Source organism: Mesorhizobium sp. P160927 (assembly GCF_057766385.1).
In genome coordinates, this window is the sequence record NZ_JBYMDW010000001.1 from 3,419,505 (window position 1) to 3,440,250 (window position 20,746).

30 protein-coding genes are annotated in these 20,746 nt (G+C 60.4%); 21 read left to right on the forward strand and 9 right to left on the reverse strand.

Annotated features, from left to right (window positions below; genetic code table 11):
- Positions 1-9: 9 nt before the first annotated feature.
- The 5 genes from AC3CB8_RS16445 to AC3CB8_RS16465 all read right to left on the reverse strand — a co-directional run bounded on the left by AC3CB8_RS16445 (position 10) and on the right by AC3CB8_RS16465 (position 2,293).
- Complete coding sequence (locus AC3CB8_RS16445; protein ID WP_352679099.1) at positions 10-669, reverse strand: lambda exonuclease family protein; 660 nt, start codon at positions 667-669, stop codon at positions 10-12.
- A complete protein-coding gene (locus AC3CB8_RS16450; protein WP_352679096.1) occupies positions 666-1,442 on the reverse strand; it encodes an ERF family protein in 777 nt (258 codons plus the stop codon). The genes AC3CB8_RS16445 and AC3CB8_RS16450 overlap by 4 nt, the downstream gene beginning before the upstream one ends.
- Positions 1,439-1,669 (reverse strand): hypothetical protein, encoded by a 231-nt coding sequence (locus AC3CB8_RS16455; protein WP_352679093.1) that lies wholly within the window; start codon positions 1,667-1,669, stop codon positions 1,439-1,441. Before AC3CB8_RS16455 ends, AC3CB8_RS16450 begins: the two co-directional genes overlap by 4 nt.
- A gap of 112 nt (positions 1,670-1,781) precedes the next feature.
- Positions 1,782-1,997 (reverse strand): hypothetical protein, encoded by a 216-nt coding sequence (locus AC3CB8_RS16460; protein WP_352549114.1) that lies wholly within the window; start codon positions 1,995-1,997, stop codon positions 1,782-1,784.
- Entirely contained in the window at positions 1,997-2,293 is a 297-nt protein-coding gene (locus tag AC3CB8_RS16465; RefSeq protein ID WP_352679090.1) for a hypothetical protein, read from the reverse strand. Before AC3CB8_RS16465 ends, AC3CB8_RS16460 begins: the two co-directional genes overlap by 1 nt.
- Before the next feature lie 260 nt (positions 2,294-2,553).
- Here AC3CB8_RS16465 and AC3CB8_RS16470 point away from each other — a divergent pair, with 260 nt between their 5' ends.
- The gene (locus AC3CB8_RS16470; RefSeq protein WP_352679087.1) at positions 2,554-3,309 is read left to right on the forward strand and encodes a DUF5131 family protein; all 756 of its coding nucleotides are present in this window, start codon (positions 2,554-2,556) and stop codon (positions 3,307-3,309) included.
- Here the strand turns inward: AC3CB8_RS16470 and AC3CB8_RS16475 are convergent.
- Both AC3CB8_RS16475 and AC3CB8_RS16480 read right to left on the reverse strand, forming a co-directional pair.
- On the reverse strand, positions 3,293-4,180 hold the full coding sequence (locus AC3CB8_RS16475) for a three-Cys-motif partner protein TcmP (RefSeq protein ID WP_352679084.1): 888 nt from the start codon (positions 4,178-4,180) through the stop codon (positions 3,293-3,295). The two genes, AC3CB8_RS16470 and AC3CB8_RS16475, sit on opposite strands and share 17 nt — an antisense overlap.
- 375 nt (positions 4,181-4,555) lie before the next feature.
- Positions 4,556-4,930, reverse strand: coding sequence for a helix-turn-helix domain-containing protein (locus AC3CB8_RS16480; protein ID WP_352549122.1), 375 nt, complete (start codon positions 4,928-4,930; stop codon positions 4,556-4,558).
- 71 nt (positions 4,931-5,001) lie between these two features.
- Between AC3CB8_RS16480 and AC3CB8_RS16485 the strand changes: the two genes are divergently transcribed.
- The 14 genes from AC3CB8_RS16485 (at position 5,002) to nusG (ending at position 11,858) form a co-directional block, all read left to right on the forward strand.
- Positions 5,002-5,187, forward strand: a complete 186-nt coding sequence (locus AC3CB8_RS16485) for a helix-turn-helix domain-containing protein (protein ID WP_352549124.1) — start codon at positions 5,002-5,004, stop codon at positions 5,185-5,187.
- The gene (locus tag AC3CB8_RS16490; protein WP_352679081.1) at positions 5,184-6,026 is read left to right on the forward strand and encodes a DUF2312 domain-containing protein; all 843 of its coding nucleotides are present in this window, start codon (positions 5,184-5,186) and stop codon (positions 6,024-6,026) included. Before AC3CB8_RS16485 ends, AC3CB8_RS16490 begins: the two co-directional genes overlap by 4 nt.
- The gene (locus AC3CB8_RS16495; protein WP_352549128.1) at positions 6,023-6,208 is read left to right on the forward strand and encodes a hypothetical protein; all 186 of its coding nucleotides are present in this window, start codon (positions 6,023-6,025) and stop codon (positions 6,206-6,208) included. The genes AC3CB8_RS16490 and AC3CB8_RS16495 overlap by 4 nt, the downstream gene beginning before the upstream one ends.
- A 377-nt stretch (positions 6,209-6,585) precedes the next feature.
- On the forward strand, positions 6,586-6,906 hold the full coding sequence (locus tag AC3CB8_RS16500; protein ID WP_352549130.1) for a hypothetical protein: 321 nt from the start codon (positions 6,586-6,588) through the stop codon (positions 6,904-6,906).
- A gap of 16 nt (positions 6,907-6,922) precedes the next feature.
- Positions 6,923-7,180: a hypothetical protein gene (locus tag AC3CB8_RS16505; protein ID WP_352679078.1), complete on the forward strand. Its 258-nt coding sequence runs from the start codon at positions 6,923-6,925 to the stop codon at positions 7,178-7,180.
- Positions 7,177-7,782: a GcrA family cell cycle regulator gene (locus tag AC3CB8_RS16510; protein WP_352679075.1), complete on the forward strand. Its 606-nt coding sequence runs from the start codon at positions 7,177-7,179 to the stop codon at positions 7,780-7,782. Before AC3CB8_RS16505 ends, AC3CB8_RS16510 begins: the two co-directional genes overlap by 4 nt.
- Complete coding sequence (locus AC3CB8_RS16515; RefSeq protein ID WP_352549135.1) at positions 7,779-8,000, forward strand: hypothetical protein; 222 nt, start codon at positions 7,779-7,781, stop codon at positions 7,998-8,000. The genes AC3CB8_RS16510 and AC3CB8_RS16515 overlap by 4 nt, the downstream gene beginning before the upstream one ends.
- Positions 8,001-8,002: 2 nt before the next feature.
- On the forward strand, positions 8,003-8,839 hold the full coding sequence (locus tag AC3CB8_RS16520; protein ID WP_352726585.1) for a DNA cytosine methyltransferase: 837 nt from the start codon (positions 8,003-8,005) through the stop codon (positions 8,837-8,839).
- The gene (locus AC3CB8_RS16525) at positions 8,836-9,372 is read left to right on the forward strand and encodes a hypothetical protein (RefSeq protein WP_352679069.1); all 537 of its coding nucleotides are present in this window, start codon (positions 8,836-8,838) and stop codon (positions 9,370-9,372) included. The genes AC3CB8_RS16520 and AC3CB8_RS16525 overlap by 4 nt, the downstream gene beginning before the upstream one ends.
- Positions 9,373-9,406: 34 nt before the next feature.
- Entirely contained in the window at positions 9,407-9,628 is a 222-nt protein-coding gene (locus AC3CB8_RS16530) for a hypothetical protein (protein WP_352679066.1), read from the forward strand.
- 203 nt (positions 9,629-9,831) lie between these two features.
- The gene (locus tag AC3CB8_RS16535; RefSeq protein WP_352726587.1) at positions 9,832-10,068 is read left to right on the forward strand and encodes an HNH endonuclease; all 237 of its coding nucleotides are present in this window, start codon (positions 9,832-9,834) and stop codon (positions 10,066-10,068) included.
- Positions 10,065-10,592, forward strand: a complete 528-nt coding sequence (locus AC3CB8_RS16540) for a hypothetical protein (protein ID WP_352679060.1) — start codon at positions 10,065-10,067, stop codon at positions 10,590-10,592. Before AC3CB8_RS16535 ends, AC3CB8_RS16540 begins: the two co-directional genes overlap by 4 nt.
- Complete coding sequence (locus AC3CB8_RS16545) at positions 10,552-11,220, forward strand: hypothetical protein (RefSeq protein ID WP_352679058.1); 669 nt, start codon at positions 10,552-10,554, stop codon at positions 11,218-11,220. The genes AC3CB8_RS16540 and AC3CB8_RS16545 overlap by 41 nt, the downstream gene beginning before the upstream one ends.
- Positions 11,217-11,858 carry a transcription termination/antitermination protein NusG gene (gene nusG / locus AC3CB8_RS16550; protein WP_352679055.1) on the forward strand — a complete coding sequence of 214 codons (642 nt, stop codon included), beginning with the start codon at positions 11,217-11,219 and terminating at the stop codon, positions 11,856-11,858. The genes AC3CB8_RS16545 and nusG overlap by 4 nt, the downstream gene beginning before the upstream one ends.
- Before the next feature lie 5 nt (positions 11,859-11,863).
- Here the strand turns inward: nusG and AC3CB8_RS16555 are convergent, their stop codons facing one another.
- Together AC3CB8_RS16555 and AC3CB8_RS16560 are read right to left on the reverse strand one after the other, a co-directional pair.
- Positions 11,864-12,406 (reverse strand): hypothetical protein, encoded by a 543-nt coding sequence (locus AC3CB8_RS16555; protein ID WP_352679052.1) that lies wholly within the window; start codon positions 12,404-12,406, stop codon positions 11,864-11,866.
- Between the two features lie 456 nt (positions 12,407-12,862).
- Positions 12,863-14,056, reverse strand: a complete 1,194-nt coding sequence (locus tag AC3CB8_RS16560) for an HWE histidine kinase domain-containing protein (protein ID WP_352679049.1) — start codon at positions 14,054-14,056, stop codon at positions 12,863-12,865.
- Between the two features lie 201 nt (positions 14,057-14,257).
- Here AC3CB8_RS16560 and AC3CB8_RS16565 point away from each other — a divergent pair, with 201 nt between their 5' ends.
- From AC3CB8_RS16565 to AC3CB8_RS16590, 6 genes are all read left to right on the forward strand, one after another.
- Positions 14,258-14,722 carry a DUF2280 domain-containing protein gene (locus AC3CB8_RS16565; protein ID WP_352679046.1) on the forward strand — a complete coding sequence of 155 codons (465 nt, stop codon included), beginning with the start codon at positions 14,258-14,260 and terminating at the stop codon, positions 14,720-14,722.
- A complete protein-coding gene (terL, locus tag AC3CB8_RS16570) occupies positions 14,709-16,097 on the forward strand; it encodes a phage terminase large subunit (RefSeq protein WP_352679043.1) in 1,389 nt (462 codons plus the stop codon). The genes AC3CB8_RS16565 and terL overlap by 14 nt, the downstream gene beginning before the upstream one ends.
- Positions 16,098-16,105: 8 nt before the next feature.
- Positions 16,106-17,941 (forward strand): anti-CBASS protein Acb1 family protein, encoded by a 1,836-nt coding sequence (locus AC3CB8_RS16575; protein WP_352726573.1) that lies wholly within the window; start codon positions 16,106-16,108, stop codon positions 17,939-17,941.
- 251 nt (positions 17,942-18,192) lie between these two features.
- On the forward strand, positions 18,193-19,335 hold the full coding sequence (locus AC3CB8_RS16580; RefSeq protein WP_352679037.1) for a DUF2213 domain-containing protein: 1,143 nt from the start codon (positions 18,193-18,195) through the stop codon (positions 19,333-19,335).
- Positions 19,336-19,338: 3 nt separating this feature from the next.
- The gene (locus AC3CB8_RS16585) at positions 19,339-19,776 is read left to right on the forward strand and encodes a structural cement protein Gp24 (RefSeq protein WP_352679034.1); all 438 of its coding nucleotides are present in this window, start codon (positions 19,339-19,341) and stop codon (positions 19,774-19,776) included.
- Between the two features lie 14 nt (positions 19,777-19,790).
- Positions 19,791-20,744: a DUF2184 domain-containing protein gene (locus AC3CB8_RS16590; RefSeq protein WP_352679031.1), complete on the forward strand. Its 954-nt coding sequence runs from the start codon at positions 19,791-19,793 to the stop codon at positions 20,742-20,744.
- Positions 20,745-20,746 lie beyond the last annotated feature (2 nt).

The window sequence follows — 20,746 nt, forward strand, 5'->3', positions numbered from 1 at the left end:
CGCCGGAGGTCAGCCAGCGAGAACGTTTTGCACGAGGGGATTGTTGAGAATGTCGGATCGCCGCCCGTAGTGCCGGACGCGGTCGACAAGCGCCGCCAGTTCCGCGTTGAACTGGTCGATTGCTTTCGAGATTTCCGCGATGTAGGCCTCTTCACGGAAGGCGCGCTTGATGAAAACCGGCATGCCGGGCCAGTAGACGACAATGTCGATCCACTCGCGTTCGGCAACCCAGAGGGCACCCTGACATTGCGCCTTGTGCTCGGGCGGAAAGTCGCGGCGCTCCCAGCACTCGATAACCAGATCCGGCAACTTGGTCTTGATCTCAAGCATGCCGTTGGCGCCCACGAGCGAATCCGGTGAGCAACCCTTCTGGCCGCTGCGGATGAAGCCGACCTGTTCCGGGGCCGTGTCGGTCGCGAAGGCGTAGAGCTCGCGTGCTTCCGGCTCCATGTCGTGCCCCCGCTCCATATGGGCGTTGGTGAAGCCGTCCATGGGCTTGCCGGTAATGACCTCGCCGGCCAGCTGCCGCATATATTTCGCGCGGGTCTTACTGTCCCCGCCACCGCGTCCCGATGCAATGACAGTCGCAAACATGCTGGCGGTGGGGATGCCGGCCCGGGCGAGGTGCCATTCTTCGGAATTTTGGGCGCAGTTGATGATGGTGATCATTGTGCCGATCCCTTCATGCGGATCTTGGTTTCGAGCCGCTGCTTTTCCCGCGCGAAGAATTTCGCCTGGAGGTGCGTCAGCGCGTCGATACCCAGCCAGGCGCAATAGTCCGGGACGTTCCAGCCGAGCTCGTCGACCAAGTTCTGCAACTCGTCGCGCTGTTGATTGGTGATGGTCGCATCATCATCGGTGCGATTGCCGTCCCTGTCGTCGCCGGTGCTGATGTTGAACAGCAAGCAGAGCAGGTATCGCCGACCATAGGTGGCGGTGCTTCCAAACGCTTGGGTTCCGGTCTTGTTGACCTTGCCCTGAGAGCCGGCCGCGTCGACTGGAATTCCAGCATCACCACTTCGAACGTGCCCGTCTTCGTGGGAAATCTCCCAGAGAATGCGCAGTTCGCCGAGTTCGTTGTAGCCATCCGGCTGAAACGAGACGGCGAAGCCATGCTTGTGGATGATCGGCATGGCCTGCTGCTCGATTGCGGCAAGATCGGCATAGGTCGACTTGGTGTGGTCGTTCTTCTGGTTTTTGACGACGACCGGCAATTCGGCCTGGCACTTCGACATGGCGGCGAAAAACGCCTTCTTCGCCAGGCGGTCGGCGGCTTCAAGGGCGCGGTCTTCCATGCGCTCCTTCATCGCCAGCATTTCCTTGAGCCGCTCGATCGGAACGGTCGGGTCCATGGCGACGCGTTCGATTGCCGCGACCATGCGATCATCAGACGATGGTACGAGGTGTGTTTCGTCCGTGCGGACGTCGAGTGACGTGCTCATGCAACCTTCCTTTCGTAAGACGGCAGGTTTTCCGCTGCCCATTGGTCGTAGAGGGTGAGCCAGCGGCGACGCGCCATGCGCAGATCGTCGACGGGCGGGCCGTAGCCGGCATCCTTGTTCTGCTGTGCTTCCTGGATGAGTGCTGCGAGCGCTGTCAGTTGTTCATCGAGCGGCTTCCCGGCCATGACCGCGTCGACGTGCTCGGAGAAGAATGCGGGCGCCCTCATGGGAGCACCAGATCGAGCCGACCGGCAGCGATGCAGACCGCGCAAAGGACGGCACATGCCGTCCATCGGTGATCGACGAGCCAGTTGCAGGCGTGGGTGAGGGTGGCGTCCATCACGCGACCTCCGCGCGGCGCGCTTCAATCAGGCCGACCAGCTTGTCGAGCCGCTCCATCGGAAGCTTGAGAATGAAGGTACCGATGTCGTTGTTGAACCTTCTCCAGTCCGAGCCGCCATTGGCGCCGGGGGTGATGACGCCTGCCTGTTCAAGGTCCGACAGGTCGAGCATGTGGATGATCGAAAACACTTCGCGGAAGCTGAGCGGGGCCATTACGCCACCGCCTTGAATTCGACACCGAAGGTGCCGGCGATCACTGCATCCAGATCCGCGAGAAAGGCGACGCGGCGGGCGTGCTGCACTTCGCTAATCCAGGTTTTCCGGTTCTTCACCCAACAGCGCATCGCCCAAGCGGCGCCTCCCACCGTTGCATTGATGTCCGAACCGAACTCGCGGCAGACCATCGTGAAATCCGCAATGTCCGTATCGCCGCGCTCGCGCTTCATCGCGATCACGTCGCGGAGGAATTCAGCCTTGGTCTGTGGAAGCAGGTTGGGCTTGGCGGTCAACGCTGAAATCAGGCCGTCGCGGGTAAGGTCGAGGGAGTGGGTGTTCATTGCCGTTCCTCATCTGATGTGATGAGAATGCTATGGGAAACTCATAATTACGTCAAGCATGAATTATGGAAAAGTCATAATCACTTTGGCGCGACCGCCTCGTCGCGCGAATCAATGGGATCGCCGCCTGGTCGGTTCAGAACTGGCATGGGGCTGACGGAGCGTCACGCCAGCTTCACAGTTTAAACACCAACGGAGAGGATAGTTCTGCCATGGCCGAGACTTCGATCGAGTGGACAGATGCAACTTGGAATCCAGTGGCGGGCTGCACGATCCTCACGGCTGGCTGCACGAACTGCTACGCGATGCGCATGGCTGCGCGCCTCGAAGCTATGGGCATGGAAAAGTACCGGGGGCTGACACGCAAAACCGGCAGCCGTGCGAAATGGACCGGCAAAGTTGTGACTGATCCGAATTCGCTCGCGATCCCATCGACATGGTCTAAGCCGCGCCGCGTCTTCGTAAACTCGATGTCGGATCTCTTCCATGTCGACGTGCCAGCGAACTTCATCCGCCAGGTCTGGTCCGTGATGGAAGCAACGCCGCGGCACACTTACCAGATCCTGACAAAGCGGCCGGAAGTAATGGCCGACGTCCTTGCGCGCGGCGATTTCCCGGTTCTCCAGAACGTGTGGCTTGGGACCAGTGTCGAGGACAGCCGCGTGCTTGATCGTCTCGATGACCTCCGCCGCGTGCCGGCCGCCATCCGCTTCGTCTCACTCGAGCCGCTGATCGGCTCTGTCGCCGGCGCTGACCTCACCGATATTCATTGGGCTATCGTCGGCGGCGAGTCAGGCCCGGGCGCTCGCGAGATGGATCCGATTTGGGTCGATGAAATTGAGACCAGGTGCCGACGGAGCGGAACGGCGTTCTTTTTCAAGCAATGGGGTGGTCGCAACAAAAAGGCGACGGGTCGCCTTTTGAATGGTCAGACATATGACGAGATGCCTCTCACGTCCGCGCTTTGAGGATGTGATTTCCAATCTTGGTAGCAAGACCAATGGCCTTCGGTTCCGGATTGGAGATCGCCAAAAATAGCGAGAAAGAAGGGACCCCTCGGTCGCTGCGTAAGCGGCGAGGGGGAAGGACGGCTGGGAACAGCGCCTTCAATCTCTTCCCCACGAACTGTTCCATCGCGTCGACGTCGGCAATCCTCAAATGCGTTTCGTCGATGGTGCTGATAAGGTCGGCGACGGGTGGCGTGAACCGATACCATTCACTCTCCCATTCGTCGCTGCCAAGCATTCTCGTAATTGCAGCGCGTTTCCTAGCCGTAAGATTCTTTGGGTCGTGAGAGGCCTGACGAAAAAGCCCGGCCAACGACACCAGATACCACACGTCGATAGCTTCGGTGCGCCTAATAGCCTCGAGCGTCGACCACGCGACATCCATTCCGTAGGGGTCGAGAAACATCACAGCACGTTTTCCAACCCAACGGGTTGACGACAACTCCGCCAGGATAGCGGCGTTAGCATCCCCTCTGACGATGTCAATTTCTCGAGCTGGGAATTCCGCCTTGAGTGTCTCTAGCGCAGCACAATGCTTTCGCTTCTTGTCCATGAAGACAATGCGATCAAAACAAGGACTAACATCAAGGGCGATTCGGGCCGACCCGCGCCGCCGCTCTATCTTTTCTTCAATTGCAGGCAAAAAGTTGAGGGCCGGCACAGCCTTGGTTTTCACCGTGCGCTCGCCAGTGCCCGCGAAGGCGTCGATGTACCAAAGCTCCGGGAATTTGCTGCGTAAGGCCGATGTGAAGGCCTTCAAATATCCCTCAACTAGCGAGAGTTTTAAGTCGGTTGAGAGGTTGCCAAACTCATGGTCGGCGCCGCTAGTCACGCGTTACTCTCCGACGATCTGTCGCCGAATTCGGTGCTTTCGCGGATGCCGACTCAAATTCGTCCCTCCCAAAGCTGCGTGTTCCCGCGATCTAAGCGGTTTGCCCTTCAAGTAACAAGCGAAACGCATTTTACAGCGAGCGGCACGCTCCTGAAGGTACTTGTCAGGAGCGTCGCCGAGCGAACCCCGCGACCGGCCATTGACTCTGCGCCATAGGAACAGTTTCCTAGGCCTAACTGGTGCCGAATAGGTGGGGAGAAATGATCAAGGTAGAGACACGGCCAAAGGCAACGAACGAGGAAACGCTGACCCAGCTGCGCTGCTTGGCGGACACGATGTCGCTTTGGGAAATGCGTCAGATCGTGGATCGAGACGCTACTTTGAAGCTGATTTTGCTTTTGCCGGAGGCTGTGCTTGATCAGGCTCTGGCTGTTGGAAAGGCTTTGCAAGATTGCGCAGAATCTCGGCGTAGTTCGCTTGCAGATCGGGAGGAAGGCTATCGAAGGTCGTGAGCAACTCACGATACTTGGATGCCAGGTCGACCATGGGGCCGGTTCCTCGCATCAACCATTCGAAACGCACCTTGTATTTCCTGGCGTAGATCTCGCCCTTGTCGGCCCGAAAGCCAGAGCTGCCATTTTCGTGGCCTGAATAGGTGCCGTACGGAACGCCAACCGCCTCGGCGCCCTCGACCGCGGTTTCGTATCCGGCCTGCTTTCTGGCGGCCACCAATCGCTCGTGCAATTCCATCCTCTGAGTTTGCCAGAAATAATTATGGGAAACTCATTGACAGAGAACTATGAGTTTTCCATAATATCAGCATGGAACATCCAATCGACGTGCGGGCAATCCGCGCCAAACTCGGACTCACACAGGCGCAACTGGGCGAAGCAGTAGGCGTCGACCAGAGCACCGTTTCCAACTGGGAAAACGGTATGCCGCCGCGCGGGCCAGCTCGGAAGGTTCTCCAGACCCTCGCCGCCAGCGCTTCGGAGCGCGCGGCATGACCGACATCACCGAAACCAGCCAGACTGTCGCTGCCGGCCAACTCCGTGCTTTCGTCGATCGCATCCTTCGCTTGAAGGAAGAGCAGGACACGATCGGCGATGACATCAAGGAAGTCTATGCCGAATTGAAGGGTTGCGGTTTCGACCGCACCGCCGTTGGCGCGCTCGTCACCGAGTTGCGCAAGAAGTCCAAGGACAGCGCTGCGTTCGAAGAGCGCAACACCATCCTCGACCTTTACCGCTCGGCCTACGAGGAGGCCACGAGGCCTCAGGCGCATGCCCGTGCGCGTACACGAGAAATCATTGAAGAATTTCCGCCGCACGACACTGAGACCGGCGAGATAATCGAACAGAATTCGTCCGATCTGACTTCCTCCCCAGAAACGACGGATACGGCCGGAGCGGAACTTCCTCCCTCCGCTCCGGCCACCAATTCCGACTCTGTTGCAGTGCCCGCACCCCAAGCCCAACCTGCAACAAAGGAGGCCGGCGCCGAACCACCCCTCGCGGCGGCGGCCGATAATCCCGAGATGCCAGGCCGCGCTTGCACAGTGGTTGCCGACGGCCAACCAAGCACACCAAGCCCCGAAGCGGTTCGCGCAAAGAATGATGGTCCTCAGACCGCCATCATCGGTCAGGGGGTACGTCAGAATAATTCGGGGCAAGCCGTCACGATTTCCGATGCCGATGTTCCGGCATTCCTCAAGAAGCCACCGTCGCCGGCGCCAAATCCCGATTGCCAGAAACCGCAGTCGTGCCGATGGACGCATAGCCAGGCTTCTTGCGCCAAATGCGCCAACGATGCTGCCGTCGCTCGGCAGAAGGGCAGGGCGGCATGACCATTCTGGCCCTCTATCTTTATGCGGCGGGTTCATTGCTAGCGGTCCACTACGCCCATGAGATCGGCGAGGGACGGTTGTCAATTGGCACCGTCGCGCTCGCCTTGTTCTGGCCTGTCACGATCCCCTTCGTTTGGTGCTGGGGCATCGTGGAGACGCTTGTCGACGCGGTGCGGTCATGAGCACGTCCTTCGTCATCACCTGCACCTGTGACGGCACCTGGACCGCTCGCGACCCCCAAACCGGGGCCTTCGCTACCGGTGCCACTCGTTGCAACGCTGAGGCGGAGTTGCGCCGCCTCATCGCAATGGCGAGGGAGGCAGCATGATTATCGTTCGCCCCCCTCGTTCCTACCCGCGCGTGCAGTTCTTCCAGGAGCCTACGCGCGGCCTGACCAATCGTTTCGAACTCACTGTTTGTATCGTGTCTGTGGGGCCTTTCCATGTTGTTCGATCCTCTCCGGAGCCGCCACCAGGCGGGCTCTCCGCTCTTCCGCGAAGTCGACCCGATGTCGACGCCCCGGCTAGCTGGACTTCAATCCAGCATGGGGTGTCACAGAATGTCTTCGACCTTCGACCACAAAACATTGCGGCTCGACATGGACGGGTTTTGCCGGTTTGCGCGGCGGGCTTTTCCGACATCGACCGCGGCACATCTCGCCAGCATCGTCGGCGCCACGATGTCGACCGCAGAGAAATGGCTCAGCGGCCACACACGACCGTCCGGCGAGCATCTTGCGGCGATGATCTCAGCCTTCGGCCCGGCCTTTCTCGCCGAAGCAGTTCCAACTACCCGCCAGTGGGCCGCGCCGATCATCGAGCGCGCAAGGCTGGCTGAAATCTCACGGCAGCTTTCCGAGATCCTGGAGGCTGCGGAATGATCTGAAGGAGGTCGCAATGCCAGCATTCCAGCACGCCGGGCAAATGACCGATGCCGCTACCGTGGCGCGGGGTGCGCTGAACCGCACCGTAGTCGGCATGGCGCATTTCGCGGGCTCAGGGCCGTCCGGCTCATCGTGCAGTGCGTGCGAACATTGGGTCACAAATCGAAACAAGATGATCTGTGACAAATATCGCCAGCTCACCGGCGACGACCGCAAAGAGATCCCGTCGGGGGCGCCTTGCTGCCGGTATTTTGTCGCGAGGCCAAAATGACCGGCTATACCCAATCTGAAATCGACAGCATTGCCGTTTGGCTCAAGGCAGGGGATTCAGCGTCTAAGGCCGCCGGCAAGCTGTCCGCAATGAGAGGCCGGGCGGTCTCGCGCAATGCCATCATCGGAATTGTTCATCGCCACAAGACGCTCAGCGGCATCGGCTTCGCAAACGCCAAAAAAGGGCGCACCCGGCCAAGTAAGCAAGGCTTGGCTCCAGCCGAAGTTCGGCCGATGCCTGGTCCTAAACCGAAGGCCAAGCCTGCTCGCGCGTCGACTAAGCACCCCGCGCCGTACCAGCTCCCCGGCAGATTGTTCATCGCGGCAATTGAGGAGATCGACCGGGAGGGCGAAACGTTCCGGTTTAAGTCCCCTGCGACCAGCAGGCCTCCGACGTTGCGGCAGGCCCATTTCGCCGCCATGCGCTTTGTCGATTGCTTACCCGACAGGTGCCGCGCGCCGCTTAGTTCTGACCTGGAAGAGAAGCCCGGTCCCGATATGCTCAGCTGCGGGTTCCTAGCGGAATCCGGCAAGCCGTACTGCGCGTACCACGAAGTGCGGCTGACGAACCGTGAGCACAATTTCCTGGCGGAGGCAGCATGATCGCCGCCGGCCAGCCCATCACGTATCACGTCAAGCTCTCGACGGTGCGCGCGCTCATCGCCGGCAAGCAGGATTGGCTTTCCCGGTTCGCGTTTGGGAAGGCCAAGCGGCCTGATCACGAGATCGACCAGAAGCGAACCGAACTCCTGGTGCTCGGCACCATCGCTGAGGACTACGAGCGCGCTGTTGAAGTCACGAACGCGAGGGCGGCCGGGTGAATGTGGCTCTATGTCCCGAACGCATCGACATCCTCAGCCTCTGCACCGGAGGGGCCGGCCTCGATCTCGGCGTCGAACTGGCAATTCCGAGCGCTCGAACAGTCTGCATGGTGGAGAGGGAAGCCTTCGCCGTCGCGCACTTGGTGGCAGCAATGCAAAAAGGTCTCCTGGCTCCAGCTCCTGTTTGGAGTGATGCCAGAACCTTCAACGGCAGAGCTTGGCGTGGGGCTGTGGACGGGGTCATTGGCGGCATCCCGTGCCAGCCATGGAGCCGAGCTGGAAAGCGAAACGGCAAGGCCGACGAACGCGATTTATGGCCGGCAGCGCGACGCATCGTTGTGCAGTCGCGAGCTTGGTTCGTCCTCATTGAGAACGTCCCCGGCATGGTCGACGAAGGCGGAGCCGAAAGAGTTTGGCGAAACCTTCAGCGACTTGGCTTTGCGCTGGAGGGTGGACTGTTCAGCGCGGCTGAAACGGGCGCAGCAATCCGGCGTGACCGGCTATTCATTCTGGCAGTCGCCGACGACGCGCGATGCCAAAGGACAATCGGGAAGAGGGAATCGGATCAAAAGGGGCAATGGAGATCGTCTCCACGTAGCCAATCTTTGCGACCAGTTGGAAGACATGGACCGCCCAGACCTGATCAGGTCAGTCTCATTCCGCGAGACCCTGATGGGCTGGCCGCCCGCATTCTGCGACATCGCCACGACGCCCTCCGTATGTGTGGCAACGGTGTTCACCCGTTGGCGGCTGGAAATGCGATCCGCACTCTCGCAACTCGCCTCGCCGACCGCGGCTCCCGCGGCGCAATTAAGCTTGTGGGGATGATGGACGAATGAACATCACCTGCGAAACGTGCCAGACCCCTATTGAGGCGAAGCGCCGGACGCAGCGCTTTTGCTCGGCGCTTTGCCAGCAGCGCAGCAAGAGGCCTGCACCACGCCAGATGACGTGCAAGTGGTGCGGTACGCCGTTCGAGGCGTCTGGCCGATCGGACTGCAATCGGCGCTATTGCAACAAGAAATGCGCCAAGAACTCCAACAACAAGCGGATACGCGGCTGGACCGTTGAACGCCAAGAACGCCGACGCGAACTGGTCGCAGCCGATCCGGCCTACCACAGGAAGCACGCTGACAAGCAACGCGACCGCATTCTCGACCTTCTCGGCGGCAAGTGCGTCGTCTGTGGAGCGATGAACCGGCACTGGCTTCATGTCGACTACATCCATGGCACGCGCGGCTCCCAGCATCGGCATCCCCGTCACTTCGCCTATGTGCGCGATCATGTGACCGACTTCCGAGTTCTCTGCGCCAAACACCACTATGAGTTGACGCTCACCGGCAAGATCGAGGGAACGGAGATCACGCAATGATCGGCGCAACTCGCCTTGTTCGGATGATGGCACAATGAAAACCTCGTGCCCCCACTGCCACGGCGTTTTCGAAGACGGCCGCGCCGACGGCGCCTATCTGCGTGATGAACAGGCGCTTGCTGCCATCATCCTGTGGGGCTCTGGCCAGTTCGATACTGTCGACATCGCCAAGGCCCTGCAATGCCGCGAGGACGCCGTCTATCGCACCCTGCAAATGGCCAAAGACGGTGCGCGCGCCGACAGGAGGGTCGGGTGAGCAAGAATCGCCTGCCATACATGCCGATCGACACGACCGTGTTTCTTTCGGCGACGCGACACCTTCGAACGCGCGAGGTGGTGGAATTCATGCTTGTGCTAATCACGGCATGGGGCCGAGCCGCCAAGCCAGTCCCCACGAGGCGCGAACTAATCAAGTTCTATATCTTGCCCGAGACCTGCGAACGTATCATTCGGTACGACATGCACCCGAGCGCTTGGCCGGACGGCAAATGGTCGGTAGTCCGTGAAGCCGTGATTATTCGTGACGGCCACAGGTGCACTTACTGCGGGAATGCCAGCGGTCCGTTCGATGTCGACCACATCAAACCGAGGTCGCGCGGAGGCAAAAACTCGGCCCAAAACCTCACGACATCCTGTGTACATTGCAACAGGCAGAAGGGCGCTCGCACGCCCGAAGAATGGATGGGGGCGCGATGAGCGGCACCATCTGGTCGAAGTTCTATTGGTCGGATTGGGAAACTGATCCCGCCGTTCGCCTTTGCTCCATGGCGGCGCAAGGGCTCTGGATGCGCATGCTCTGCATTGCGGCAGCACACGACCCGATCGGCTACGTCGCGGTAGCAGGCAGGGGCCTTGATGAAACCTCACTCGCTCGTTTGACCGGGTGTCAGGAATCCGAGGTCTCATCCCTGCTGGGCGAGCTAGACCGAAACGGCGTGTTCTCCCGCGATCGGCATGGCCGCATCTACTCCAGGCGAATGGTGAAGGACGCCAAGAAGTCCGCAATCGCTCGCAAAAACGGCAAGAACGGAGGCAACCCAACCCTTTCAAATCGTAGTGGAAATTGGCCGTCGGATAAGGGTGGGGATAAGGCACCCCTTAAGCCCCAAGAGCCAAGAGCCAGAGACCAGAACGAAAAACCAAATGGTTTTTCTCAGCGCGCCGAGGCGCGAAAAAAAAGTGCCGAAATCGAAATCATGGGGGAGTTCACCGATGTCTGACCTCGTTCCACTGGACCAGTTCGACCGTCTGCCCGAGAAATACCGGCAGCGGGCTCGGGAGATCAGCGCCAGGGTGGCGGCGATCGACGCGATGATGAAGCCGAGCAATCCCCTGTTTGTTGGGGAAACCGTGGTCCGCATGTTCCGGCAGTTCCGTGAGCAGCCAGGCGTGAACAACGTCGACATGGCCAGCGAGTACAGGGCTGCATGCGCCGACCTGCCCGAATGGGCGCTGTCGGAAGCCGCGAACGACTTCCTCGCCGGTCGCGTCGACAATCACACCGGCCAGTTCATGCCGACATGTGCTGAGTTCGCCAAGCGGGCGCGATCGATCATGCTGCCGTTCCTGTCCGAGCGCGCGGCGCTACGCACCGAAGCCTCGAAGCTGATCGAGCGCGCGGCCGACGACCACAAGCGCCATCTGATTGATATGGAACGGCAGGATCCAGCCGTTCGCAAGCGTGTCGCTGCCTTGGCTGAGGCCGTGAATGCCGGCGCCAGCAAGCGTCAGGGCTTACCGCACCTTGGGCTGAACGAGGCCGAGCAGAAGCGCATCAATGCGCTCAAACGGCCACGGCAGGAAGTTTCGAAGCTCGAGCAAACCAAAATCGTGAAAGGTCGGTCATGAGCAGCACAGCAAAGTGGTTCATTGCCAGGATCGGCATGGGTGGCGCCAAGACCGCGAAGGATCGCATTGGGACGCCAGAGGATCGGAAGGGCGAAATCGTCGCCGAGCGCTCGATCCGGGATGCCGGTTTCGAATGCTACTACCCACGCATGCGCAAGGAGATTGTCCACCATCGGACCAACGTGCGCATCGTGCGCCGCTTCCCTCTGTTCACCGGGTACATCTTCGTGGCGCTCCCGTCGGCCAATGGCGAGTACCTGAAGGATTGTGACGGGCTCGGCCGGCTGCTCAGCTACGACGGGGAGTTCGGGAAGCCCTGGCAAGTTCCCAGGGGCGCCGTGGAAGGTTACATGCGCGCGGAGTCCGATCTTGAATTCGACGACACCAAGGAATCGCGCATCAAGCGCAGGCTCGAAGGAAAGACCAAGCGCGAGACGATCGCCATGACGTTCCCAGAGGGCCAGACCATCCGCGTCAAACAGGACTGGCAGCATACCCACATGCTCGCCGGCTTCCATGGCGAGGTGGTTGGCGTGACCGGTCGTGGCACGGTCAAGAGCATGATCGAGCTGTTCGGCCGCCTCGTCGCGGCTGAGTTCGATGCCGACGATATTGAGCCATGCCCTAGAGCGGCCTGATTAACTCAAACCCCAGGTTTGAGGTAGAGACCTTCGTCCCAAACGCCGATCTTGGTGCCATCTGTTTCCAGGTCCTTCAGGACATCGACTGCGAATTCATCGCGCCTCGGCGGGATGGCATGCCCATGTTGGCCGTTAATAGCGTCATAAACTTCTTTCGGGGTGTTACGTACAAATTGAACGTTTTTCCCGATCACCAATGCTGAGTTTATTTTGCCGCTCCAATCCGGCGTCTGCTGCGCTTTCGAAACAAAAGTAGGCCCAGTTGCTTTCGCACCATCAAACCAAACCGGATCTCCACCTGGCTGGGTGAGGCTGATGAAACTGTTCACTTCTTTTGCGACCGCCGCAGCGACAGATGTTGCAAGGTCGTTATAAAGGTTGCTACCAGTTATGGCGTCATCAACGCGCGATTTCCCGTTTGGACCGTCAATGTATGCTGTCTGTCGCACCCTGACAACGTCGCCCGCGTTCATCTGGATTGGCTGATTGTCATCCCGTGTAAGATTTAGCACATGACTCTCCCTGTCTTTGCTTAATTCAGCCAATCAGAGAAACCCGTCTGCTTCAAGGGGCGGCAAATGATTTTTCGAACGGAACAGGAACATCGCTTGCGCTTCGGTCCAGATGATTTATCATCTGCATTCAGGTGATTTGGCTGTTCTGTAGCGGACCTCCATCGGAGGGAATACTCGCCGGGCCATAGGGGAGAGCGTCACCGCTCCCTGTCCGAACGGCGAGCGTCTAGGGTTTCGGTTTTTTGAGTGGGTTAGCCGGGCCACCAAGGAAGTATATTGGTATACCGCTTTTAGCAATTCTTTAGGGCGTGGACTCGCTATCCGTCGTACTGCAGACTTAAACTGGACATCGCCTCATGTCCGAAACGGGCCAAAGACGGACATCGGGCCCTACCAAGCCCGACAAGCTGTCTTAGTCGTGTGCGCACTGTCGAGCGAGACCCTCGATGAAACGCCACTGGAGCACCGCGCGGCGGCATCAGCGCTTCAGGTTGATAAGTTCTGGATCGGCACGTTGATATCGACTGATAGTCCGTCAGGCCGCCAATCGTAATCGAGCGTGCCACCGAGTTCGCGGACGATGGTGTTGTGGGTGAGCGTACTGCCGAAGCCCTTCCTGATCGGTGCAGCCATGATCTGCGGGCCGCCGTTTTCCTGCCAGTGCAACAGCAGATACTCGTCTTTGCGGGTCCATGACACGTTGATCCTGCCTGAGCCGAGCGTCAGCGCTCCGTGTTTGGCGGCGTTGGTCGCGAGTTCATGGAAGACCATCGCCACGCCATTCGTGGCACGATCACCGAGGTGGACCGGCGGCCCGTTGATTTCGAAGCGGCTAAAGGCCGAATCTTCGTGCGGCTTGAGGATCTTCCGGAGAAGCTGGTCGAGTTCAGTCCCTTCGCTCACCGTCTCGTCGCCGATCTGACGCCTGACGAGGTCGTGGGCCGCCGCCAGCGCATGGAGGCGGCCGGAGAGAAGTTCCGACATCTCGGCTGGTGAGGACGCAGCCTTGGCGCTGACCCGGATCATTCCATTGGTGACGGCGAAAAGGTTCTTTACCCGGTGGTTCATCTCGCGCGTCAGCGTTTGCTGATGCTCCAATGCCCGCTTCAAGTTCTGCTCAGTCTGTTGCACGTGAAGCGCGATGCCGACGAACGAGGCGAGCTCGGTCATCACCCGCGCATGGCCGCTGTCATAGTAGTCCTCGTCTTGCGAAACCAGCCACAACGTCCCGATTGGTTTCACGCTGCCAACATAGAGCGGCACGAGCAGCAATTCTGGCAGCGAAATCTCCGCATCCTGAAGCCACGTGTAGGTCCTCTCAGGACGCTTGCACAAAACCGGCAAGTTGCGGTCTAAGGTCACGCCGCAAGGCGAAAACATCCGGGGCGTCGTTTCACCGGTGAACTTCTCCAGACGGCCACGCAGGTGATGCCAGCGGAAAATGCCCGGCGCTGGGTCCGGTTCGAACAGACTGAGGCCGCCGGTGACACTCCCGGTCATCTCCAGCGCCAAGTCAACGAGGCGCGGCATGATCTCGCCGGGATTGTCAGCCATCCGCGCTGCGAGGTCCTGTATCGCCAACTTTTCCATGAGGTAGTCCGTTGTTTTGGGCGCGCGACGGCTTAACTCACCGGTGATGTATACATCGACCGAAGCCTCAACCTCCTGCAACATTGTCATGAGCGCCCCTCCTATGGAGGCCGATTTCACCCTGCGCTCCTTATCCCGAATAAGCGAATCGTTTGATTTAACGAGCTCACCGCATCATCGGCGGCGACGCAGCAAAGGCCGGACCTGAAATTGCCAATGTGAGCATTGCCCAGGCCTGCGGGACTTGTCGCCTCCGCGTCGCGTAACTCTTGATGGCGTCTTGAAAAGCCGATGGCCCGAGCAAAACTCAATCGCGATCAGCAAACGTACGTCGTTCAAGCGCTCGCATGCTTTGATAGCCCGTCTGTGGTGGCCGCTGCACTCAAGAGGGATTTCGCGGTCACGCTGACGCCGCAAGCGGTCGAATGCTACGATCCGACCAAGAAAGCGGGCTCTGGCCTTGCGGTAAGGTGGCGTGCGCTGTTCGAGGAAACACGCAAGACCTTCCTCGAAGACACCGCCACCATCGCCATCAGCCACCGCGCCGTACGTCTCCGCGCTCTTCAGCGCATGGCAGATAAAGCCGAGACGATGGGCAACATGAGCTTGGCCGCGCAGCTGCATAAACAGGCGGCCGAGGAAGTGGGCAATGCCTACACCAATCGCCGAGAATTGACCGGGAAGGATGGAAAAGACTTGCCGGCGCCAACCGCACCGGTGACGATCTTCCAGTTACCCGACAATGGCAGGAGTTGAGCAAGGGCAGGCCGCCCCAACCATCATCAGGCCGCAGCCTGGTCCGCAGACAACGTTTCTTGGCTCTTCGGCCGATATCGCGATCTACGGCGGCGCGGCTGGTGGTGGCAAGACATGGGCGCTGCTCATGGAGCCGCTTCGGCATGTCGCCAATCCAGCCTTCGGGGCGGTTTTCTTCCGCCGAAATCTGACGCAGGTTCGCAACGAAGGCGGCCTTTGGGATGAGAGCGAAAAGCTCTATCCGCACCTGAGCGCGCAACCCCGATCCGCACCGGACCTGAGTTGGACCTTTCCATCCGGTGCTGGTGTATCGTTCGCACACCTCGAGCACGAAAAGACAATCTACAACTGGCAGGGCTCGCAGATTCCGCTCATTTGTTTCGATGAGCTGACGCATTTCTCGGCCAAGCAGTTCTGGTACATGCTTAGCCGCAACCGCTCCATGTGCGGAGTGCGGCCCTACGTTCGAGCAACATGCAATCCCGACGCCGATAGCTGGGTTGCTGAGTTCATCGCCTGGTGGATCGATCAGGAAACCGGCTTTGCGATCCCCGAGCGTGCTGGCGTCATCCGCTGGTTCGTTCGTATCGGCGACACGATAATCTGGGCCGACAGCAAGGAAGAGCTTGCTCACCACGTCAACCCGATCGACGGCCAGCCTATCCCGCCGAAATCGGTGACGTTCATACCCGCCAAGCTGAGCGACAATGCTCTGCTGATGGCGGCAGACCCCGGCTACCTCGCCAACTTGATGGCGCAGCCAACGGTCGAGCGGGAGCGGCTTCTTGGCGGCAACTGGAAAATCCGGCCGGCGGCTGGACTGCTATTCCAGCGCGGCTGGTGCGAAGTGGTCGATGTTGTTCCGGCCGGTGTCACATGGATGCGGGGCTGGGATCTGGCCTCGACCCCCAAGGTCGAGGGGAACGACCCGGACGGCACCGCCGGAACGAAAATCGGCAAGCTGCCCGACGGCCGCTACATCGTCGGCCACCACGTCAAGGACTTTCTGTCGCCCGCCGGCGTCGAGCGGTTGATCAAGAACACCGCCGATGCGGACGGCATCGCAACGAAAATTTCGCTGCCACAGGATCCGGGTCAGGCGGGCAAGTCTCAGGTCACCAACCTCGTGAAATTACTCGTGGGGTTCGACGCCAGGGCAACGCCGGAATCCGGCGACAAGGTTACCCGGTTTAGTCCCTTCTCGGCGCAAGCGGAGGCCGGCAATGTCTTGATCCTGCGAGCGCCATGGAATGAAGCTTGGTTCTCCGCGCTCGAAGCGTTTCCCGAAGCGGCGCACGATGACGATGCGGATAGCACTAGTCGGGCATTCAATGCCCTGATCGATGCCAGCACCTACACCTTGGCAAATATCTAGGAGCCGGCATGGGCAACATCATCACTCTTGCCAGGGACAGCCTGACCAATCTCGTATCCCGCATGGGGACGGGCAGGGACAAGGCAGCCTCGAGCTATTACGCCTTCGCGCCTTTGACGGATGCCGAGCTGCTGGCCGCCTACCGCACTGCCTGGCTTCCTCGGAAGATCGTTGACATCCCGGCCTTCGATTCCGTCCGCGCTTGGCGCGACTGGCAAGCCGAGGGAGACATCATCGAGCTGATCGAGAACGAGGAGAACAGGCTTAACCTCCGCGGCAAGGTGTTCGAGGCCAAGGTGAAGGCGCGGCTCTGGGGTGGCGCCGCCATCCACATCGGGACTGGTGATGCCGATCTGGCATCGCCGCTTGAAATCGAGCGCATCGGCAAGGGTGGGGTGAAATACCTCACCGTTCTGTCGCGTCGCCAGTTGAACGCCGGTGAGCTCGACCGTGATCCTGCCTCTGAATTCTACGGTCAGCCCAAGTTCTACACCCTTACAGCGGGAACGACCGCGCAAGTTCAGATCCATCCGTCGCGCCTTGTCATCTGTCAGGGCAACGCCCAGCCTGACATCGATCTGGTCGACGGGCAGTTGTCCTGGGGCGATAGCGTGCTCCAATCCGTGATGGACGCGATCAAGCAGGCCGACGGCACCGCGGCGAACATCGCGAGCCTCGTGTTCGAAGCCAAGATCGACATCATCAAGGTGCCGAACTTCATGGCGAGCCTGGCCAACGAGGACTACAAGGCGAAGATCATCGAGCGCTACACCCTCGCCAACACCGCCAAGGGCATCAACGGCACGCTGCTTCTCGACAAGGAAGAGGAGTACGAGCAGAAATCCGCCTCCTTCGCCACGCTGCCAGACGTCCTCGACCGTTTCCTGCAGATCGTCTCCGGTGCGGCCGATATCCCGGCGACACGATTGCTCGGCCAGGCACCCGCCGGCATGAACGCGACCGGTGAATCTGACCTTCGGAACTATTACGACCGCCTCAGCGCCATGCAGCAGGTCGAGATGACGCCTGCGATGCATCGCCTGGATGAAGCGCTGATCAGGTCTGCGCTTGGTTCGCGCCCCGCTGACGTCTACTACGAATGGGCGCCGCTCTGGGGCATGTCGGAAAAGGAAAAGGCCGACGTCTTCAAGACGAAGTCGGACGCGGCGAGGGCCTTGGCTGGTGGCAATGGCCAATCGCCGCTGCTCCCGATCGATGCTCTCTCCGAAGCATTGGTCAATGCCTTCGTCGAGGACGGCTCGCTGCCTGGTCTGGAAGCGGCGATCGAGGAGTTCGGCACGCTAGCCGAGCAGGAGCCGAGCGAGGAAGATATCGCCGCTGCCGCCACCAATCAGAACGCAGCGGCGCCGCCACAGCGGAAGGCCACCAACGATGCCGAGCCGCGTACGCTGTATGTGCGCCGCGACGTCGTCAACGCCTCAGAGATCAAGGTCTGGGCCGAAGGGCAGGGCATTCCCGATCTGGTCTCAGATCTCCACGTCACCATCGTCTACAGCCGGACACCGATCGACTGGATCAAGGCTGGCAATGCGAGCGAGTGGGGACCGGCGAACAATGGCCAGCTTCTCATCCCTCCTGGGGGGCCGCGTGTCGTGGAACCTCTCGGCAACATGACAGCTGTCCTAATGTTCGCCTCGTCGCAGATCTGTTGGCGGCATGAGGAGATCGTCAGGGCCGGTGCGAGCCACGATTTCGAGGGCTACCAGCCGCATATCAGCCTGACGAAGGCCAATGTCGATCTAGCCAAGATCGAGCCCTATCGTGGCAAGATCGTGCTTGGGCCGGAAGTGTTCGAGGAAGTGAACGACGGACGACAGATCTAAGGTTTGCAAAACCCGCACGGTTTCATGTCGTTCCGACCCAGTGATTTGGCTTTGGCGAATGCGATCTCGCGCTCGAAAGGGCCATGCCATTTCCCGTTCCGTCCGCTGTCATCGACGTCGCGCCCTTGGCCATGATTGCAAAATGAGCAAGTGGCGCGATGGATGCGCCCACGGTCCAGGGTCCAGTTTTCATACACGTAGAATTCCATTGAGCCCTCCACTCAGGGGGAGGATATCTGAAAGCCGAGCCTATGCAATTCACCGACAAAGTCTCTGTCGCGGGAACGCGCCGGACCGCCGACGGCTACCTTGTCGCTACGGCAAGGGCAGTCAGGACCGGCATTCAGCTCTACGCGGGCCATGAGGTCGGCATGCCGGATCAGGACGTCGTGCGCGTTTACCGCGCCGCAGATCAGGTGTTTTCGCAGGACAGCCTGCAATCCTTCAGCCATGCCCCGATCACCGTCGACCACCCTGACGAAGAGGTGACGGCCGACAATTGGAAGGCCCTGTCCGTTGGCGAAGTCTCGACCGCCGCCAAGCAGGACGGCCAATGGGTCATGCTCCCCGTGATCCTGAAGGACGCGGCCGCGATCAAGTCGGTGATGGACGGCAAGCGGGAGCTCTCCGCCGGCTACACCTGCGATCTCGACTTCACCCCCGGCATGACCGCCGACGGGGAAGCCTACGACGCGCAGCAGCGCGGCATCAAGATCAACCACCTGGCGCTCGTCGATCGAGCCCGGGCCGGTTCAAAAGCTCGCATCGGCGACGATGTCGGGAAGTGGGGCGCGAGCCCCGTCACCACCCAGACAGCAGATGAAAGGAACATCCAAATGGATCTGCGCAAAGTGCTGGTCGATGGGCTCACGGTCGAGACGACCGACGCGGGTGCCCAGGCCATTTCGAAACTGCTCGGCGATCTTGCATCGTCGGCAGCGAAAATCACCACCCTGACGTCTGATCATGCCACGGCCATCGCCGCCAAGGACAAGGATCTCGCCAAGAAGGACGCCGAGATCGATGGTCTGAAGGCCAAGGTGCTCTCGGACGCCGATCTCGACAAGCGTGTCGCGGCCCGCGCCGATCTCATCGGCAAGGCCAAGGCGATCGCCAAGGACGTCAAGACCGACGGCCTCAGCGATGCTGCCATTCGTAAGGCCGCTGTGGCCGCAAAGCTCGGTGACGCCGCAATAGCGGACAAGACCGACGCCTACATCGATGCGCGCTTCGACATCCTGGTCGAGGACTCCGTGAAGGATGCCGGCGGCGCCGACCAGTTCCGCACCGTGGTCGCTGGCGGCCTGAAGGCCGTCGACACGGCGCCCGTGGCAACCGCGCACAAGGCCATGACCGACCATTTGTCGGGCGCTTGGCAGAAGAAGGAGGCCTAATCCATGCCGGCCATTCAGACTACCTATAACGCCCAGCATGCGCGCTGGATTGAGGGCATGGTCCTCGACATGGAACCGTCCGTCATCGTCTCGCGCCTTTGCGAAGACGTCGAGGGCATCGGCTTCGGCAAGATCGCGGTTCAGGGCACGGCTGACAACCAGGTCGTGGACAGCGAAGCCACCGTCAAGTTCTGCGGTATCGCGATGCTCGACGAAACCCAGCCCACGGGCAAGTACGAGCAGTACGCCACGGCTGCAATCATGAAGAAGGGCGTCATCGTCGTCCAGGCTTCGGTCGCGGTCGCCGTCGGCGATCCCGTCTACTACGTGCCGGCTACGGGCGTTCTCACGAACGTTGCGACATCCAACACCTTCATCGCCAACGCTCAGTGGGACACCAGCACCGCCGGTGCCGGCCTCGCTGCGCTGCGGCTCGGCTAACAGGAGCGGCCACAATGAACGCACACATCATGCAGGACGCTCAGCAAGTCGCGATGAGCTTCCTTATCCGCCAGGCCTCGCTCATCGAGCCGACGGTCTACGCGATCCGGTATCAGGACATCCAGTATCCGTCCCTGATCCCCGTCGACACTTCGGCGCCCGAATGGATCCAGTCCGTCACTTACTTCTCGATGGATTCGGTCGGCCAGGCGCAGTGGTTCAACGGCAATGCGCACGACGTCCCGAAGGTCGAACTGACCCGCGAGAAGTTCGAGACCACTGTCTCCATGGCGGCGATCGGCTACGGATACAATCTCGAGGAACTGGGCACCGCCCAGCTGCTCGGCATGAACCTGAGCAATGACAAAGCCTCGACGGCGCGCCGCGTGGCCGAGGAGAAGATCGACCAGGTCGCCTTCATCGGCGATACGGGCAAGGGCTTCTCCGGCCTTGTCAACGCGTCGACGCCGACCGCAACCACGGCTCCGGCCGATGGTACCGGCTCGGCAACGACGTTCGTATCGAAGACGCCGGACCAGATCCTGCGCGACATCAACGGCCAGCTCACCGGTATCTTCACCGGCACGCTGGGCGCGGAAATCGCGGATACTCTGCTCCTGCCGTATTCGGTGCTGCTGGACCTGTCGACGCGCCGCATCGACGCCGTAAACCAGACCACCATTCTGGAATGGATCGAGCGGAATAACATCTACACCCGCACCACCGGTGGAGCGCTCACCATCCGCGGCGTCTTCGGCTACCTCGATACGGCCGGCGCTTCCGGCACCAAGCGCATGGTCGCGTATCGGCGCAGTCCGGAAGTGCTGAAAATGCATATGCCGATGCCGTTCCGGTTCCTGCCGGCGTGGCAGACCGGGCCGATCAAGTTCGACGTGCCCGGCATCTTCCGTCTCGGCGGTGTCGACATCCGCCGGCCGAAGTCGGTCCGCTATCTCGACGGCATTTAAGG

Coding starts and splice junctions, on each gene's coding strand:
- AC3CB8_RS16445 (WP_352679099.1), bottom strand. CDS start 669: ATGATCACCATCATCAACTGCGCCCAAAATTCCGAAGAATGGCACCTC.
- AC3CB8_RS16450 (WP_352679096.1), bottom strand. CDS start 1,442: ATGAGCACGTCACTCGACGTCCGCACGGACGAAACACACCTCGTACCA.
- AC3CB8_RS16455 (WP_352679093.1), bottom strand. CDS start 1,669: ATGAGGGCGCCCGCATTCTTCTCCGAGCACGTCGACGCGGTCATGGCC.
- AC3CB8_RS16460 (WP_352549114.1), bottom strand. CDS start 1,997: ATGGCCCCGCTCAGCTTCCGCGAAGTGTTTTCGATCATCCACATGCTC.
- AC3CB8_RS16470 (WP_352679087.1), top strand. CDS start 2,554: ATGGCCGAGACTTCGATCGAGTGGACAGATGCAACTTGGAATCCAGTG.
- AC3CB8_RS16480 (WP_352549122.1), bottom strand. CDS start 4,930: ATGGAATTGCACGAGCGATTGGTGGCCGCCAGAAAGCAGGCCGGATAC.
- AC3CB8_RS16485 (WP_352549124.1), top strand. CDS start 5,002: ATGGAACATCCAATCGACGTGCGGGCAATCCGCGCCAAACTCGGACTC.
- AC3CB8_RS16490 (WP_352679081.1), top strand. CDS start 5,184: ATGACCGACATCACCGAAACCAGCCAGACTGTCGCTGCCGGCCAACTC.
- AC3CB8_RS16495 (WP_352549128.1), top strand. CDS start 6,023: ATGACCATTCTGGCCCTCTATCTTTATGCGGCGGGTTCATTGCTAGCG.
- AC3CB8_RS16500 (WP_352549130.1), top strand. CDS start 6,586: ATGTCTTCGACCTTCGACCACAAAACATTGCGGCTCGACATGGACGGG.
- AC3CB8_RS16505 (WP_352679078.1), top strand. CDS start 6,923: ATGCCAGCATTCCAGCACGCCGGGCAAATGACCGATGCCGCTACCGTG.
- AC3CB8_RS16510 (WP_352679075.1), top strand. CDS start 7,177: ATGACCGGCTATACCCAATCTGAAATCGACAGCATTGCCGTTTGGCTC.
- AC3CB8_RS16515 (WP_352549135.1), top strand. CDS start 7,779: ATGATCGCCGCCGGCCAGCCCATCACGTATCACGTCAAGCTCTCGACG.
- AC3CB8_RS16525 (WP_352679069.1), top strand. CDS start 8,836: ATGAACATCACCTGCGAAACGTGCCAGACCCCTATTGAGGCGAAGCGC.
- AC3CB8_RS16530 (WP_352679066.1), top strand. CDS start 9,407: ATGAAAACCTCGTGCCCCCACTGCCACGGCGTTTTCGAAGACGGCCGC.
- AC3CB8_RS16535 (WP_352726587.1), top strand. CDS start 9,832: ATGCACCCGAGCGCTTGGCCGGACGGCAAATGGTCGGTAGTCCGTGAA.
- AC3CB8_RS16540 (WP_352679060.1), top strand. CDS start 10,065: ATGAGCGGCACCATCTGGTCGAAGTTCTATTGGTCGGATTGGGAAACT.
- nusG (WP_352679055.1), top strand. CDS start 11,217: ATGAGCAGCACAGCAAAGTGGTTCATTGCCAGGATCGGCATGGGTGGC.
- AC3CB8_RS16560 (WP_352679049.1), bottom strand. CDS start 14,056: ATGACAATGTTGCAGGAGGTTGAGGCTTCGGTCGATGTATACATCACC.
- AC3CB8_RS16565 (WP_352679046.1), top strand. CDS start 14,258: ATGGCCCGAGCAAAACTCAATCGCGATCAGCAAACGTACGTCGTTCAA.
- terL (WP_352679043.1), top strand. CDS start 14,709: ATGGCAGGAGTTGAGCAAGGGCAGGCCGCCCCAACCATCATCAGGCCG.
- AC3CB8_RS16575 (WP_352726573.1), top strand. CDS start 16,106: ATGGGCAACATCATCACTCTTGCCAGGGACAGCCTGACCAATCTCGTA.
- AC3CB8_RS16580 (WP_352679037.1), top strand. CDS start 18,193: ATGCAATTCACCGACAAAGTCTCTGTCGCGGGAACGCGCCGGACCGCC.
- AC3CB8_RS16585 (WP_352679034.1), top strand. CDS start 19,339: ATGCCGGCCATTCAGACTACCTATAACGCCCAGCATGCGCGCTGGATT.
- AC3CB8_RS16590 (WP_352679031.1), top strand. CDS start 19,791: ATGAACGCACACATCATGCAGGACGCTCAGCAAGTCGCGATGAGCTTC.